16 protein-coding genes are annotated in these 15204 nt (G+C 72.5%); 7 read left to right on the forward strand and 9 right to left on the reverse strand.

Features of this window, described 5'->3' with window-relative positions; translation table 11 throughout:
- Positions 1 to 112: 112 nt before the first annotated feature.
- Genes ABZ805_RS22055 through ABZ805_RS22065 form a run of 3 tightly spaced genes read right to left on the reverse strand, consistent with a single transcriptional unit; the run spans position 113 to position 3535 of the window.
- Positions 113 to 1945 carry a CotH kinase family protein gene (locus ABZ805_RS22055; RefSeq protein ID WP_358443347.1) on the reverse strand — a complete coding sequence of 611 codons (1833 nt, stop codon included), beginning with the start codon at positions 1943 to 1945 and terminating at the stop codon, positions 113 to 115.
- Between the two features lies 1 nt (position 1946).
- Positions 1947 to 2633, reverse strand: coding sequence for a DUF4956 domain-containing protein (locus ABZ805_RS22060; RefSeq protein WP_358443350.1), 687 nt, complete (start codon positions 2631 to 2633; stop codon positions 1947 to 1949).
- Positions 2630 to 3535, reverse strand: coding sequence for a polyphosphate polymerase domain-containing protein (locus tag ABZ805_RS22065; RefSeq protein ID WP_358443353.1), 906 nt, complete (start codon positions 3533 to 3535; stop codon positions 2630 to 2632). Before ABZ805_RS22065 ends, ABZ805_RS22060 begins: the two co-directional genes overlap by 4 nt.
- 405 nt (positions 3536 to 3940) lie before the next feature.
- Here ABZ805_RS22065 and ABZ805_RS22070 point away from each other — a divergent pair, with 405 nt between their 5' ends.
- The 4 genes from ABZ805_RS22070 (at position 3941) to ABZ805_RS22085 (ending at position 5278) form a co-directional block, all read left to right on the forward strand.
- Positions 3941 to 4144 carry a cold-shock protein gene (locus ABZ805_RS22070; RefSeq protein WP_358443355.1) on the forward strand — a complete coding sequence of 68 codons (204 nt, stop codon included), beginning with the start codon at positions 3941 to 3943 and terminating at the stop codon, positions 4142 to 4144.
- A gap of 324 nt (positions 4145 to 4468) precedes the next feature.
- On the forward strand, positions 4469 to 4828 hold the full coding sequence (locus tag ABZ805_RS22075; RefSeq protein ID WP_358443358.1) for an STAS domain-containing protein: 360 nt from the start codon (positions 4469 to 4471) through the stop codon (positions 4826 to 4828).
- A complete protein-coding gene (locus ABZ805_RS22080; RefSeq protein WP_358443361.1) occupies positions 4828 to 4998 on the forward strand; it encodes a hypothetical protein in 171 nt (56 codons plus the stop codon). The genes ABZ805_RS22075 and ABZ805_RS22080 overlap by 1 nt, the downstream gene beginning before the upstream one ends.
- A gap of 70 nt (positions 4999 to 5068) precedes the next feature.
- Positions 5069 to 5278, forward strand: coding sequence for a hypothetical protein (locus tag ABZ805_RS22085; protein ID WP_358443363.1), 210 nt, complete (start codon positions 5069 to 5071; stop codon positions 5276 to 5278).
- A 22-nt stretch (positions 5279 to 5300) separates the two neighbouring features.
- Here ABZ805_RS22085 and ABZ805_RS22090 read toward each other — a convergent pair whose 3' ends face one another.
- Complete coding sequence (locus ABZ805_RS22090; RefSeq protein ID WP_358443366.1) at positions 5301 to 6239, reverse strand: hypothetical protein; 939 nt, start codon at positions 6237 to 6239, stop codon at positions 5301 to 5303.
- A gap of 187 nt (positions 6240 to 6426) precedes the next feature.
- Between ABZ805_RS22090 and ABZ805_RS22095 the strand changes: the two genes are divergently transcribed.
- Entirely contained in the window at positions 6427 to 7305 is an 879-nt protein-coding gene (locus tag ABZ805_RS22095) for an AraC family transcriptional regulator (protein WP_358443369.1), read from the forward strand.
- A 56-nt stretch (positions 7306 to 7361) separates the two neighbouring features.
- Here the strand turns inward: ABZ805_RS22095 and ABZ805_RS22100 are convergent, their stop codons facing one another.
- Both ABZ805_RS22100 and ABZ805_RS22105 read right to left on the reverse strand, forming a co-directional pair.
- Positions 7362 to 8096: a glucose 1-dehydrogenase gene (locus ABZ805_RS22100; RefSeq protein WP_358443372.1), complete on the reverse strand. Its 735-nt coding sequence runs from the start codon at positions 8094 to 8096 to the stop codon at positions 7362 to 7364.
- Between the two features lie 301 nt (positions 8097 to 8397).
- A complete protein-coding gene (locus tag ABZ805_RS22105; RefSeq protein ID WP_358443375.1) occupies positions 8398 to 9006 on the reverse strand; it encodes a TetR/AcrR family transcriptional regulator in 609 nt (202 codons plus the stop codon).
- A 132-nt stretch (positions 9007 to 9138) separates the two neighbouring features.
- Here ABZ805_RS22105 and ABZ805_RS22110 point away from each other — a divergent pair, with 132 nt between their 5' ends.
- Both ABZ805_RS22110 and ABZ805_RS22115 read left to right on the forward strand, forming a co-directional pair.
- Positions 9139 to 9990 carry an alpha/beta hydrolase gene (locus ABZ805_RS22110; RefSeq protein ID WP_358443378.1) on the forward strand — a complete coding sequence of 284 codons (852 nt, stop codon included), beginning with the start codon at positions 9139 to 9141 and terminating at the stop codon, positions 9988 to 9990.
- 320 nt (positions 9991 to 10310) lie between these two features.
- Positions 10311 to 11075: an aminoglycoside phosphotransferase family protein gene (locus ABZ805_RS22115; RefSeq protein WP_358443381.1), complete on the forward strand. Its 765-nt coding sequence runs from the start codon at positions 10311 to 10313 to the stop codon at positions 11073 to 11075.
- 158 nt (positions 11076 to 11233) lie between these two features.
- On the opposite strand, the gene ABZ805_RS22120 is transcribed toward ABZ805_RS22115, so the two are convergent.
- Genes ABZ805_RS22120 through ABZ805_RS22130 form a run of 3 tightly spaced genes read right to left on the reverse strand, consistent with a single transcriptional unit; the run spans position 11234 to position 15075 of the window.
- A complete protein-coding gene (locus ABZ805_RS22120; protein ID WP_358443384.1) occupies positions 11234 to 12742 on the reverse strand; it encodes an alanine/glycine:cation symporter family protein in 1509 nt (502 codons plus the stop codon).
- 1 nt (position 12743) lies between these two features.
- On the reverse strand, positions 12744 to 13637 hold the full coding sequence (locus ABZ805_RS22125; protein ID WP_358443387.1) for a dihydrodipicolinate synthase family protein: 894 nt from the start codon (positions 13635 to 13637) through the stop codon (positions 12744 to 12746).
- A gap of 52 nt (positions 13638 to 13689) precedes the next feature.
- Positions 13690 to 15075, reverse strand: a complete 1386-nt coding sequence (locus ABZ805_RS22130) for an NAD(P)/FAD-dependent oxidoreductase (protein WP_358443390.1) — start codon at positions 15073 to 15075, stop codon at positions 13690 to 13692.
- Positions 15076 to 15204 lie beyond the last annotated feature (129 nt).

A 15204-nucleotide genomic window follows, 5' to 3' on the forward strand; every position in this document is an offset into this window, starting at 1 on the left:
GGTGATCGGCAAGCGGGTGCGCCACGCGGCGTGCACCGATGGTTCCGATCCGTGCACGCCGCAGGTGAGGGCCCGGACCGGGCGACGTGCGCCGCTCCGGTCCGGGCGCCGGTTACCTCCCCGGGCCGCCGATGCCGACGTCCTCGCTCGGCGTCGGGCCGGTGGCGGCGATCTGCTGGGCGATGGTGTCGTGCGCGGTGCGGGCCGCCGCGTCTCCGACGCCTTCCGCCCTCGCGGTGATGCGCTCCAGCAGCTCGGCGGCGGTGCCGTCGGCGATCAGCTCCCGGTGCAGGTCCGCGTACGCCGCCTCGTAGTCGGCGCGGAACCGCTCGTCGGCGAGGAAGCGCTCCTTGAGCGCGCCGCTGCCGCGAGCCTTGCCGCCACCACTGCCGCCGGGTCGTTCGCCGTCCGGCCCGCCGGGCATGCCGCCCTGCTCGCCGGGACCGTCCTGCTGATCGGGACCGCCCTGCTGATCGGGACCGCCGCCGTCGGGACCGCCGGGCCACGCGCCCGGCCCGCCTCCGCCGGGCCCCATCCCCATGCCGCTGAACGACAGGTTGAGGTCCCAGGACAACACGGTGAACCGCTCCTGCTCGGTGTCGTACCACAGGTAGTAGTTGTTCCCGGGCCCGTCCATGGCGTCACCGTTGGCGAGCAGGTTCTGGAGCGCGAGGTAGCGGGCGAAGGACGCGGTGTCCACGTGCTCGTCGAGTTCCGCCGCGAACTCCTCATCGTCCGCCTCGTCGACGAACGAGAGCAGGTCCAGCACCGGCTGCAGGTCGTAGTTGCCCTCGCTGTTGATCTGCTTGAACGCCTCCTCGTAGTCGGTGGGATCGTCGCCCAGGTACTCGAACGAGCCGCCCGCCCGCGCCTTGTAGAGCACGCCGTCGCCGTGCTGCTCGGCCCACGCCGCGTCGGGCGGGTCGAGCAGCAGCCGCGGCACGGCCGCGCCGCCGTTGACGCTGACCGAGGTGAGCGTGTACGGCTGCGTCGTCTCCCCGGCGGCCGCGGTCAGCTCCAGGGCGAGGGCCTCGTTGACGGCGGTCGCGGTGCCACCCGCCTCCGGACGCAGCGTGATCTCGCTGTGGCCCTGGTAGGCGCGTCCTTCGGCGAACTCCTCGAAGCTGATGAGCCACGGGATCTTCTCGGGCTCGTCCTCGGACAGCGAGACCATGGACGGGCCGCCACGGCGCCCCTGCTGCTCGGCATCGGGCCGAGCACCGTCCGTAGTGGACTCGTCGGGTGCGTTCTCCTGCTCACCACCGGGAATCGCGGCGGCACCGCTCGGATTCTCGGCAGCACCAGCAGGATTCGCCTCGGCATCACCGGAATTCTCGCCGCCACCGCCGGGATTCGTCTCGGCATCGCCAGGATTCGATTCGGCACCACCGGGATTCGTATCGACACCGTCGGGATTCTCCCCGGCACCGCCGGGATCGCCCGCGACATCGCCCGGGTTCGCAGCGCCGCCACCGGGCGAATCGGCCCCGGCGCCCGGTGCACCTGCGGGATCTCCGCCACCGGGCATCCCGCCCGGCCCCTGCCGGTCCTGCCCGCGCAGGCTCATCAGGGTGGAGTTCCCCTTGAGCCGCAGCCCCACGTCCTCGACGAGCGTGCCGTCGACGGTGAGGTCGGCGCGGATGAACTGCTTCTCGCCCTCCTCGCGGAAGGTGCGCATCATGTCCGCGTACTCGGCCTGGTCGAAGCGCACCTCGATGGCGTGCTCCCCGCCGTCGAACAGGTCGCCGGTACCGGCGATGTCCTCGGTGACGGTCTCCTGCACGACGGGTTCGGCGATGAACAGCGGGCGCACCCGCGCGTCGCCGAAGGCGATCAGCAGCGCGGCCACGACCGCCAGTCCGGCGGGGACCTTCCAGTGGTGGCGCAGCCGCACCGGGATGCGGTGCTTCCAGCGGCGCCGGGCGGGTTCCTGGTGGCTGCTCATCTCACATGTCCGTCTGGTCGTACCCGGTCAGGACGGTCGCCTTCTGCCCGGCGGTGACCTCGCGCAGTGCCTCGATGACCGCGCCGGGCTTGACGTTCTTCTTCAGCCGCGCGGTGTAGGCCAGCTCCAGCAGCGCCCCGCCGCGGATGGTCTCGGTGCTGATCAGCTCGTACTCGTCGGTGAACCGGATGAGCACGTCGTCGATCGCCGGGCCGTGGTCGTCCCCGTCGGCCGGGACCTGCACCTTGACCACCTGGCGCTGCACGTCCAGCGCGAACCAGTTGAGCCGGTGCATCAGCAGGACCACCGCGCAGACCAGCACCGTGGCGATGATGGCGAGCGTGTAGAAGCGGGTGCCGCAGGCCATCCCGATGCCCATCACCAGGAAGATGAACCCGACGTCGCGGGTCTCCTTGATGGCGTTCCGGAACCGCACCACCGACAGCGCGCCGACCAGCGCGAACGCCCGGGCGATGTTGGACCCCACCACCAGCATGATCAACGAGATGATCATGCCGAGGACGATCAGGGTGTGCACGTAGCTCTGGCTGTAGGAGATGTTGCGGTGGGTGGACCGGTAGGTCCAGGCGACCACGAGGCTGCACGCGAACGACAGCAGCAGCGCGATGGCCACGTCGAGCACGCTGAACGTGCCGGACAGGTCGGTGAATCCGAAGTCGAGGTTCATGGGAGGAGCTCGCGTTCTGTCTGCGGGCGTTCGGCGTCGACGTCCGCTTCGGGCAGGTGGAAGATCGAGCGCGGCGCCAGTCCGTGCGCCTCGATCGATTGGCAGTACTTGGAGATCCGCTGGATCTGCAGGCCGTGGCGGGCGGCCAGGTCGGTGATCCAGTACGGTGCGCGTTCGTTGGCCTTCACCTCCAGCACCGCGAAGTGCGGGCTGAGGATGTAGCGGTTCTCGGTCTCGGCGTTGAGGTCGAAGTCGCGGTCGCGCCCGCGGATCCGGTGGTCCATCGTCACGCGCAGGCCCAGGTCGGCGTCGACACCGGCGTAGGCTTCGCGCCGGTACCCGGTCATCGCGACCGGACGCAGGTCCAACCGGGTGATCAGGTCGAGGACCTCGTCCACGAAGACCTGGTCGGCGCCCGGGTGCTCGACCCGTTCCCGCTGGTCGCAGAGCCGGCGCGCCGCCTCGTAGGGCAGCATGACGCGGCGCTTCTGCGTCACCCGGTTCACCCGCTGCTTGATCTCCACCGAGACGGGGGCGTCCGCGGACGGGGCCCCGTAGCGGCGGATGCGCAGCTTGCGGCGGAACTTCAGGCCCTCGATCTTCTCGTGGTAGAAGCGCAACCGCTGGGTGTCGTAGTACAGGCTCCACACGTCGTACCCGCCCGGTCCGGAGTGGTGGTCCACGTCCATGCGGGCGGCGAGCTCGGCGCGGACCTCGGCGACCTGGGTGGCGGGCACCAGGTACTTGAGCTCGTAGCGGTTGAACGCGTGCAGCTTGCTCGGTGCGCGGAACCGGCTGCCGACCTCGCGGGTGTCGGACACCGGGTCCGGCCGCGTTCCGCCGGGTTCGGCGCGGGGTCGGCGCGCCGAGGTGCGCGCTCGCCCCCGTCTCGGGAAGATCATGATCGGGAACGTATCCGAACAGTCCGTGAACTCCCGGGAAACTTCCTGTGAGAACGCTGGGAGTGCGCGCGGTGCCCGGGAGCCGCCCGGCCGGTGCGACATGTCCGTCCACATCGGACTGCGTCGGCCCGCGTCGCGGCCGGGTATCGCGGGACGCGGGGGACGCGCGCGGCTGCCGCTCGGCCGCTAGCGGGGTGTCGCGGTGGCCAAGGTCGTCCGCGACGTGTAACGTTCAAGGTGGTCGTTGTTTCTGGGTTCGTGTTCGCGCACGCTCGCAGGATTGTTGATGCGGGCGAGCTGCTGTCTTTGGTTCAGCTGGAGTGAAGCCGCCGTCTGAGATCACCCGGCCCCGGGTCGCCATCCCTGTGCGACCCGTGGAACTTCCCCTTCTGAATGGAGATGCACATGGCTCAGGGCACCGTGAAGTGGTTCAACGCTGAAAAGGGCTTCGGCTTCATCGCCCCCGACGCGGGCGGCCCGGACGTGTTCGTGCACTACTCGGCCATCGACGGCGCGGGCTTCCGCAGCCTCGAGGAGAACCAGGCCGTCTCGTACGACGTCACCCAGGGCCCCAAGGGCCCGCAGGCCGAGCTCGTCCGCGCGCTCTGATCTCGCGTTGACCCGTCCCCGGCTCGTGCGCTCCGCGCCGAGCCGGGACCGCGGTACCTCCCCGTCCGGCACCTGCCCGCCGCCCCGCGGCCGAGGCGTGCCGGACGGGCCGGGAGTCGCGACGACCGCACCGCGGTGAGGACGCCGCCCCTCGCAGGGCGCGATCATCCTCCCGCCGCTCGTCGCGCACCGGTTCTCCCACCACCGGTCGAGTCGAATCCCGCCCAGCGCGGTGCGTTCCCGACCCACGTCCTTCCCCGCGGCCCGCAGCAGCGACGCCCAGCGTCCGCGCCGTGCCGCACCCGTCCCACTACTGGAGATCCCATGCGGGCGATCACCCCCCACTTGATCACGAACAAACCCACCCCGTTCACCGTGCGCGGCGACCTCGCCGGAGCCGAGGTGACGGCGCTGGCCGAGCGGCTCTGGTCCCACCTGCTGACCGCGCCACCGGAGACCGTCGTGGACCTCGCGGCGGCAGGCGACATCGATTCGGCGGGCGCGGACCTGCTCGCCGCCGCCGACGCCTACGCGGTCCACAGAGGACTCCGGCTTCGCGTCACCGGTGCGGCGCCGCGTGTGCGGACCGCGCTGCACGCCGCCGGGATCGAGCTCCTCCCACCCGGCGGTGCGGTGCCGCGGCAGCGGAAGTCCGGACGCCGCCCCGCGGAGGTGGTGGCCTGATGCGCCGAATCCGCTACGTCGCACCGACGTTGTCCGAGGACGCCTGGCAGATCACCGACGCCGAGGGCCAGCACACCGCGCGGATCATCGGCACCGAATCCGAAGCGGTCGCCAGCGCGCTGCGCCAGCTCGCCGCCGTCGGCGGCGGCCGCGTGCTCGTCACCGGCTGACCGCACCCGCAAGTCCACCGCCCGCCGCACACCGCCGCGGGCGCACACACCTAGTACGAAAGGCCTGCACATGAGCACTCCGGCACGGCCCGCCGAGGTCGCCTTCCACACCGACCCCCGCGCGGCGGCGCAGCAACCGCACCGGACCGAGCCCCGCCCGGCTCCGGTGGCTCCCGTCGTCTTCCTCGCCCCCGAGCGGGCCTCCGCCGACCCGGAGCCGCCCCGCCCGCGGACGAGCCGGGAGAACGCGGACGACCTGGACACCCCGTTCGGCGGCTGACGGATCGGCTTCGGGCGCCCGGCTATTCCATGCGGGCGTCGAGCCATTCGAGGACGCGTTCCGGGTGCCGCTGGAAGTGCGCGTAGCCGTCCCAGCGCCGGGTGGTGCCGTGGATCCAGAACAGCGATTTGTCCGCTGCCCCGATCCGGTCGAAGATCCGCTGCAGGTCGGACCGGTCCACCAGCGCGTCGTCGTGCACCCCGTAGGTCAGCGTCGGCAGCAGCACGTCCGGCGCGAACCGCGCGGGCGAACCCTCGGCGAGCCGGATGCTGGTGTGCAGCTGCTGGCGCCGGTCGACCTCGTCGGCGTGCTCGGCGAGCCCGGCGCGCTCCAGCTGCCGCTCCAGGATGGCGCGCGGTGACAGCAGCAGCGGCGCCACCAGGCAGCGCACCCCGTCGAACGCCCGCGGCTCCGCGGAGATCGCCCGGAAGGTGCTGTCCGCGCCCAGGCACGCGGCGAACAGGCCGAGCTTCATCCCGGCGAGCTCGGGGTGCGATCGGACGTGGGCCAGCGCCCCGAGGACGTCCCTGGCCTCGAACCGGAAGTTCGACGGGAACCCGCCGTTCGCCGCGGCGCTGAGCCCGAAGTTGCGGAAGTCGAACGCCAGCACGTGGTACCCGTTGTCGTGCAGGATCCGGTAGTTGGGCACGAAGTTCACGTCGAAGTCGTTGCCGAGCCCGGTGCCGAACGCCGACCGCCACGGTTCGAGGTGCGCGGGGACACCGGCGCGGCTGAACGAACGCGGGTGCATGCAGACGATCAGCCGGTCCGAGCCCTCGCACGGCACGTACCACGCTTCGAGCGGTATCCCGTCCTGCGACGGGAAGGACAGCTCCTCGTAGTCGAGCCCCTCCTCACCCGGATCGTGCAGCAGGGGCGAGCGGATCGGGTGCGCGAGCCCGTGCGCCAACCGGTCGAGCACGGCGTCGAGATCGTCCGAAGTGGACTGCTCTGCGGTCATCATCGGCTCCGGAAGGGGAAGAAGTGGGAGAACCGCGGGGAGAACTCCGCTCCCGGCCGGTCCTCTCGGGACCAGGACGACGCTAGGCGCGGCGGTGCGGCACCTCCAGGACCACGAGCACCGGCTTCTTGCCCGATCCTGCCGCGGGCACCGCCCGGGCCCGGCGGTGGTGGGTACGCTCGGGACCGTGCTGACCGAGATCCGGGACCTGCTCGCGCACCACGTCGACGACCCCGGCCGGTTCGCGGCGGTGGGGGTGCGCCGGTACGTCGAGACCGCGCCGACCCCGCCGATGCCGCTGCTGTACCGGAAGGCGCTCTACGTGGTGGTCCAGGGCGCCAAGCAGCTGCGGATCGGTGATCGGGTGGTCGGCTACCGCGGCGGCGAGCTGGTGACCTGCGGCATCGACCTGCCCGCGCTGGCCCAGGTGACCGGCGCGAGCGCGGCGGAACCGTACCTCGCGGTGGAGCTGCCGATCGACCGCGAACAGCTCACCGGGCTCGCCGCGGAGCTGCCCGCGCTGTCGTTCGAGGACGACGGCGCGGTGTCGGTGCACCCGGCCGGGCCCGCGGTGCTCGAACCGCTGCTGCGGTTGCTGCGGCTCGCCGACGACCCGGTGGACGCGAAAGTCCTCGCGGCCGGCGTGCGCCGGGAACTGCTGCACCGGGTGCTGAGCGGGCCGGGCGGGGCAGCGCTGCTGCAGCTGGCCAGGGCGGACAGCGTGCTCGGCCGCATCGGGCACTGCACCACCTGGCTGCGCGAGCACGTCGACGCGCCGGTGGACGTGGCACGGCTCGCGGAGCGGGCGGGGATGAGCGCGACGACCTTCCATCGGCACTTCAAGACTGCGACCGGGACGACCCCGGTCCGGTTCCACAAGCAGGCGCGGCTGCACGAGGCCCGGCGCCTCGTCGTGGCCGACGCGGACGCGCTGGCGCGCATCGCGTCCGCCGTCGGGTACGCGAGCGCCTCCCAGTTCAGCCGCGACTACAAGCGGATGTTCGGGGTGGCGCCGATCCGGGACACGGCGCGCTCCGGTGCGCGGGGTGCCTCCGGCGCCGGATAGCCCGGGCCGCCGCCGGGTGCGCGGCGGCGGCCCGGCGGTTCCCGGGGCCGTGCGGCTCAGGCGACGAGTTCACCGCCGTCGACGAGGATGTCGGCGCCGTGGATGAAGCTGCTCTGCGGCGAGGCGAGGAACGCCACCGCCGCGGCGGGTTCCTCGGGGAGACCGGCCCGCCCGGCGGGCACGTGGGCGGCGACCGAGGAGCGTTTCTCGTCGGTGTCGAAGACCTGCTCGAACATCGCGGTGTCGATCGGCCCCGGGGAGACGGCGTTGACCCGGATGCCCCGGCCGCTCAGCTCGTTGGCCCAGGTCCGCGCATAGGCGCGCACCGCGGCCTTCGACGCCCCGTACGCGCCCATGCCCGGCACGGCGCGCCTGCCCGCGGTCGAGCCGGTGAGGATCACCGAGGCTCCGTCGTTGAGCAGCGGGACGGCCTTCTGCACGGTGAGGAAGGTGCCCTTGACGTTGATGTCGAAGACCCGGTCGTGGTCCTGCTCGGTGAGCTCCACCAGCCGCGCGAGGTGGTTGATCCCCGCGTTGGCGAACAGCACGTCCAGGCCGGCGCCGCGGGCGCGCACCTGCTCGTAGAGGTGGTCCACGTCGGCGGCGACGCTGACGTCGCCGCGCACGCCGGTCGCGTCGCCGACGGTGGCGACGGCCTTCGCCAGCTCTTCCTCGCGGCGTCCGGTGATGAACACGTGCGCGCCCTCCGCGGCGAGGCGCCGGGCGGCGGCCAGGCCGATGCCGGTGCTGCCGCCGGTGACGACGGCGGTCTTGCCTTCGAGCAGTCCCATGGTCGAACCCGCTTCCAGTTCTGTAGCGATCGATGCAGAACGGGACGCTAGCACGTTCTGAAACGGTCGATGCAGAATCGGCGATGTGCTGAACACGTCGCCCCGATGGGGAATTTCCCGCGCCGTCGGCGAAACGACGTCACGGCCCGGTCGTGGACCGGCACGCGAGCTCGTGTCGTCTTCCCGTCAGCGCGTGGACCGCCCGATCACCCGCGGGTTCTCGGCGTTCTCCTGGTGCGGACGGCGGTGTCGCCCGCCGGAGCCACCGGTGCGGACGATCCCGGCTCTGCTCGGGAACCGCTCAGCACAACGGCCAGTTGCGCAGCGCCGCGTCCGCCAGCTCCTGGAGCTCCTCGCGCCCGACCCCGCTCGCCGCCTGCACGGCGATGCCGGACGACACGGTGCTCACCAGCCGGGCGAGCAGGCCCGCATCCGTCCCGGCGGGCAGATCGCCCTCGTCGACGGCCCGCTCGAAGCGCTCCCGGAGACCGGTGTGGCTGTCCCGCCGCCAGTTCTGCAGGAGGTCCCGCGCCCCGCGCCCGGAATCACCGGTGGCCAGGGCGGCCTGCACGGTGAGGCACCCGTGCGGGTGCTCGGGGAGCGTGGTGGTCCGGACGGCCCCGGCGAGCAGCGCGGTGGCGACCTCGAACGCGGTCGGTTCCTCCAGCGCTCGGCTCGCGTAGGCGCTCGGGCCTTCGAGGTAGCGCTGCAGCGCCTTGCGGAACAGCTCCTCCTTGTTGCCGAACGCGGCGTACATGCTGGTGGTGGAGATGCCCATCGCACCGGTCAGGTTGGCCAGGCTGGCGCCTTCGTAGCCCTGTTCCCAGAACACCAGCAGGGCGCGTTCGAGGGCCTCGTCGGCGTCGAACCCCCGCGGCCTGCCCGCCGGGCGGCGCTGTTCGGTCTCCACCGGCCCAGGCTACCGCCGCGCGCCCGGACGATCCGGCACGTGCGGTCCCTTTCCACCGCCGTCGGAACGCGAGGTGGCGATCAGGGCGGTGCGTTCCCGAGTTCGCCGAGGTGTGGTGAGCCTCGCCTCGCCATGGGAGATCGTGGAGAGCACGTGCAGGGCGCGGTGCGGCCGTTCGCGATGCCGGACGGGCGCACCTTGCACGGCGGGGAACTGCCCGGGCCGCCCGGCGCGCCGACGGTGGTGCCCGAAGCGGGCGCGGCGGCGACCGGGAGCTCGTGGGCGCTGGGGCAACCGGCGGTCGCCGAGTTCGCGCGGGCCGTGGTCTACGACCGCAGCGGCCTGGGAGCCAGCGCGCCCGACCCGGTGTCCCGGACGCTGCGGCGGATGGCCGACGGCCGCAGCTCGGTGCTCGACGACCTCGGGCCGGGGCCGTTCGTGCTGGTCGGGCACAGCGCCGGCGGGCCGCTCGTCCTCCGGGCCGCGGCCGACCGGCCGGACCGCATGGCCGGGCTCGTCCTGGTCGACCCGGCCGACGAGGCGTCCGAAGCGCTGTTCACCCCCGGATTCCGGCGCGCCGAGAAGTGGGTGGTCCGGACCCACCTGCTGCTGGCCCGCGCGCGCCTGCTCGGGCCGCTGTGCCGGCCGCTGCCACCGGACGCCCGCCGCGCCGTGCTGCGGGACGGGTGCACCCCGCGGCTGGTGCGCACCCAGGCCGAGCGGTCGCGGACGTTCCTCGACGAGCTCCTCGCCTTCCGGGAGGCGCCACCGGAGCTCGGCGACCTCCCGGGCACGGTGATCTCCGGCGGCCGCGCCGGGGGCGGCATGAACGCGGCGGCGCGGGCCGACGCGAACGCGAGCCACGCGCACCGGACGGCGCAGTCCCCGCAGGGCAGGCACGTGGTCGCGCAGCGCTCCGGCCACTGCGTTCCGCTCGCGGAACCCGACGTCGTCGTCGACGAAATCCGGCGCCTCGCGGGCTGATCCGCGAAGCGGCGAACGAGCCGGGGCGTCGCGGTGGTGCCGCACCGCCCGGTCGAGGAGCGGCGACGCCATGTGCCCGCCGCGCGCACTCGGATCCGGGCGCGGCGCCCACCCGTTCGGAACGCGTCGCGCCCGGAGCGGCGCCGCACCTCGGACGACGGTCCTCGACGACGCGCCCTTCGGGGCGGTGCCGGACGACGCGCCCTTCGGGGCGGTGTTTCCGGAAGACGTGCCGCTGCGGACGTGGTGCCGGGAGACCCCCGAGCACGATCACCCGATCGGCGAACTGCTGTACTCGGGGCCGTCGGGAAGGGGAGCGGATGGCGGAAGAAGAGGTCCTCGCCGGGGGGAACATGACGGCGGTGACGCGGGTCGGGAACACGGTGCGGCGCACCGCCGGTCCGTGGACCCCCGCCGTGCACGCGCTGCTCGCCCACCTGCGGCGGCGCGGGTTCACCCGCGCGCCGGAACCGCTGGGACGCGATGAGCGGGGCCGGGAGGTGCTCGGTTTCCTGTCCGGTGCGGTCGCGACCTACCCGCTGGCCGCCTCGGTGCTCTCCGACCACACCCTGCGCGAGGTGGCGGGCCTGCTGCGCGAGTACCACGACGCCACGGTGGACTTCGAGCCCCCGGCCGGCGCGGTGTGGCAGTGGCCTCCGCACGAGCCGCGGGAAGTGCTGTGCCACAACGACTTCTGCCCGTACAACCTGCTGTTCGAGGACGGCCGGATCACCGGCGTGATCGATTTCGACACGGCGTCGCCCGGACCGCGGGTGTGGGACCTCGGCTACACGGCGTACCGGTTCGTCCCGCTCACCGGACCGCGGAACCCGGACGTCGGCCACCCGGGCGTCGCCGAGCAGCGGCGGCGGCTCGCGCTGTTCTGCGACGCCTACGGCCTGCCCGAGATCACCCCGGCCGACGTGCTGCGCATCGCCATCACCAGGTTGCAGGACCTCGTCGAGTTCATCGTCGGCTCGGCCCGAGCGGAGGATCCGGCGCAGCAGGCCGTGCTGGACCGCGGCGACACCGAGATCTACCGCCACGACATCGACCACCTGACCGCCACCGCGATCCTGGACTGAGCCCGGAATCCGCGCTTCGCCGGAACCGGCCCGGGCCGCGGCGCATCCCGTTCGCGGCGTACGAGTGGCGACCGTGCCGTGGGGCGGACATGAGCAGGGCCGGGGTGCCGGGGTGGTTCCGCACCCCGGCACCCCGGCCCTCGCCCAGCCCCGACCGGTCAGTCGGCGGTAGGCCGTTCCGCGACGCGGCCCGCCGGTGCGGGGGACGGGTCCGGATGCCAGAAGTCCGCTCCCTCGATGCCCAGCGCCACCGGGTCGAAGACCGGGTCGAGGCCGAGCTTGCGCTGCCGGTCGTAGTCGCGGCAGATCTTGTGCACCACCGGGTACAGCAGCACCAGGCACAGCAGGTTCACCCAGGCGATCAGCCCGAGCCCGATGTCGCCCGCCGCCCACACCAGGTCGGCGTCGAGCACCGAACCGGTGAAGACCACCGCGACCGTGCCCAGCCGCAGCACCATCGTCCACACCGGACCCTTCCGGCCGTCCAGCAGGAACAGCAGGTTGGAGTTCGCGACGTAGAAGTACAGCAGCAGGCAGGTGAACCCGAACAGCAGCACCGCGACGGCGACGAATCCCGCGCCCCAACCGGGCACCAGCGTGTCGATGGCGGCCTGCACCCAGTTCGGGCCCGCGTCCAGGCCGGGCACGTTCTCGATGAAGAACCCGCCGGAGTGGTCCGAGACGTTGTACTTCCCGGACACCACCATCATCAGCCCGGTCGCCATGCAGATCAGCAGCACGTCGATGTAGATGCTGAAGCTCTGCACCAGCCCCTGCTTGCCGGGGTGCGAGGTGCGCGCCGCTGCGGCCGCGAAGGTCGCCTCGCCGAGCCCGTTCGCCGAGGCGAACACCGCCCGCCGCACGCCCCACGCCACCGCCGCGCCGGTGAGCCCGGCCAGCATCGGCTCCAGACCGAACGCCGACCGCACGATGAGCGACACCGCCGCGGGCACGTTCTCGACGTTCGTGCCGATGACCGCGAGGGCCAGCACCAGGTAGCCGACCGCCAGGACCGGCACGAGCAGCTGCGTCACCTTCACGATGCGGGTGGTCCCGCCGAAGATGATCGCCGCGATCAGCCCGGTGATGATCAGCGCCGGAATCCACGACGGCAACCCGAACGCGAGCTTCGCGCTGGAGGCGATGGTGCTCACCTGGAACCCGGGGAAGACGAACCCGTACCCGACGAGGCCGAGGACGGCGACGAGCCCGCCGAGGAACGGGATGCGCAGGCCGTGCTTGATGTAGTACGGCATGCCCCCGATGTCCTCACCGGCCCGCTGCCGATCCTCGTCCTGCACCTGGCGCTTGAACACCTGCGCCAGGGCGGCCTCGGCGTAGCCGACGGTGCAGCCGACCAGCCCGGTGATCGCCATCCACAGCAGCGCGCCCGGCCCGCCACCGCCGATCGCGGTCGCGACCCCGGCGATGCTGCCGACGCCGACGCGGCTGCCGAGCGCGAGCACCAGCGCCTGGAACGAGGACAGCCCGCCGGATTCGCCCGGCGTGTCCCGCAACTGGCGCAGCATGTCCGGGATGCGCCGGAACTGCACCGCTTTCGTGCCGATCGTGAACAGCACGCCCAACCCGATGGCGAGGTAGGCCATCGGCGTCCAGATCGCGTCGGCTACCGCCGCGAGTTCGTCCGCGAGGGAGGACAGGCCCATATCACTGCGCCTCCCCCCGGATCGCGGCCAGCGCTTCCTCGACGCGGGCCGTGCTCGCCGCGTCCAGCGGAGCGGTGGGGCGCCGCGGGGAGCCGACGTCGAGACCGCGCAGCCCGGTGCCCGCCTTCACCGCGGGGATGAACGGCGCCGAGATGAGCGAGTCGATGACCGGGTACAGCGCCTTCCACTGCGCGAGCGCACCGGACAGGTCGCCGTCGGCGATGCTGCGGCGGACCGCCACGATCTCCTCCGGGACCACGTTCGCCGCCCCGGCCATCACGCCTGCGGCGCCTTCCACGAGGGCGCTGTAGATGTAGACGTCCCAGCCGATGAAGGTACCGATCACGTCGCCGTGGTGGTGGATCAGCTGCAGCGCCTGCTCCCAGTTCGCGCTGGAGTCCTTGATGTAGCGGATGTTGCCGGTGCTCTCGGCGAGCCCGCGCACGGTCTCCGGGTCGAGGTTGACGCCGGTCGCGGCCGGGATGTTGTAGAGCATGATCGGCAGTTCGACCGAGGCGGCGACGTCCTTGAGGTAGGCCACGGTCTCGTCGAGGCTGATCGGCTCGTAGAACGGGGTGACGAGCATCAGCACGTCCGCGCCGCTGCGCTCGGCGGCCCGGGAGAGCCGGATGGCTTCGGCGGTGCTGGTGGCGCCGGTCTGCGCGACTACCGGGACGCGCCCCGCGGTGTGCTCGACGACGGTGTCGACGAGGCGGAGCCGCTCGTCCGGGCTCAGCGCGCCGACCTCGGCGGTGGAGCCCGCGGCCACGACACCGTCCACACCGGACTCGATGGAGCGGTCGACGACCTTCTTCAGCACCGGTAGGTCGATCGATTCGTCCCCGTCGAACGGGGTGACCAGCGCGGTGAGCACGCCGTTGAGGTTGTTCGTCACGGGTGGTTCTCCTTCTCTGCTGCGACTTCTCTGCTGCGAGGGTGTGGCGGGGTCAGACGGCGGCGGGCGCGGGAGCGGCCCGGTGGGTCTGGCGTTCGGTGGCGAGGAAGCTCGCGGCTTCCTGCGCGGCCGAGAAACCGGAGGTGATGGCGCTCTCGGTGTAGAGCGTGCCGAGGTAGTCCCCGGCCAGGTGGACGCGATCGGCGCCGCGGGTGAGGGTGGACTGCAGCTTCGCGCGGCCGGGGAACGAGTACGGCGAGGCGACCGCCCACCGCGCCGCTTCGGCCTCCACGACGGAGTCGGCGAAGCCGTGCCCGAGGATCTGGTCCAGGTCGGCCAGGTGAGTGCGCACCACCTCGTCGTCGGTCTTGTCCAGCAGCGCCCGGCCGAGCGAGGCGGGGGAGAAGGTCATGAAGCTCCCGCCGGGCTGGCGCGCGGATTCGGTGCCGCGCACCAGGTTCGCCTGGTTCAGCGCGATCGCGAACGACCGCTTCGGCGCGGCGATGGCGTAGATGTCGTCCCACGGGCGGGCCGAGGTCTCGTCGGTGAGGAACGCGGAGCTGACGTGCGGCCCGTACTCGATGCGGCCCAGCGCGTCGCGCAGCTCGTCGGGCAGATCCACGCCGATGCGGTGCGAGACGTCGGCGGTGGTGGCGAGCACGACGGTGCGCGCCTCGACCTCGCGGTCCACCCCGTCCTGGCGGTAGCGCACCACGACCGAACCGGGCTTGCGCACGACCTCCTGCACGGCGGCGCCGAGCCGCACGCGGTCGCCGAGCGCGGCCGCGATCGTTTCGGTGAGGGTGGACGGTCCGCCGACGATGCCGCGGCTGAGGCCCTGTCCGAAGCCGAGCACCAGGCTGAAGTAGCCGATGCCCGCCCCGGCCGAGATCTGGTCCATGTCCCCGGCGGAGCGGGTGACCGTCGTCCGGAACAATGCCGCCGCGTCCTCGGGCAGGTGCCCGACGAAGTCCTGGAACGAGCGGTCGTTGGCGAAGTCGTAGATCCGCTGCTGGCGCGCGGCCCCGGATTCGCCGGGGCGCTTGCGCACCACCCCGGTGTACCGGGCCACCTCGGCGACGACCTTGAGCCCGGCGCGCAGGGTGCCGATCCGCGCGGCGGTGGGCATCGGGATGCGGAACGGGTAGGTCGCGATGTGGCCCTTCCGGAGGAACTTCCCGTTCATGGCCAGCGCTTGCAGCGAGCCGGGGACGGCCATCGCGGCGACGCCGACCTCGTTGAGCAGGGCGTCGGTCGAGGAGTCGGCGCCGGCGAAGACGTGCCCGCCCCAGTTGAGCCAGTAGCGGCCGCGGCGTTCCGAGCGGATGCGGCCGCCGACGCGCTCGTCGGCTTCGAGGACCACCGCGTCCCAGTGCCGGAGCCGCCAGGCCGCCGACAGGCCGGCGAGGCCGGCTCCGATGACGATCGCGTCCTTCATCTGTCACTCCATTCGTGGTCCGCGAGGTGGGTGCCGCCGAGCGGCGGTGGTGGCGCGCCCCGTCGGACGGGGTGCACCCGTGGTGCGGGGGGCGGCGGGGTAGAAAAAGAAGAGGACACCTATTGACAA

The sequence above is a fragment of the Saccharopolyspora sp. NPDC047091 genome (genome assembly GCF_040643635.1).
In the GTDB taxonomy this organism is placed as follows: domain Bacteria; phylum Actinomycetota; class Actinomycetes; order Mycobacteriales; family Pseudonocardiaceae; genus Saccharopolyspora_C.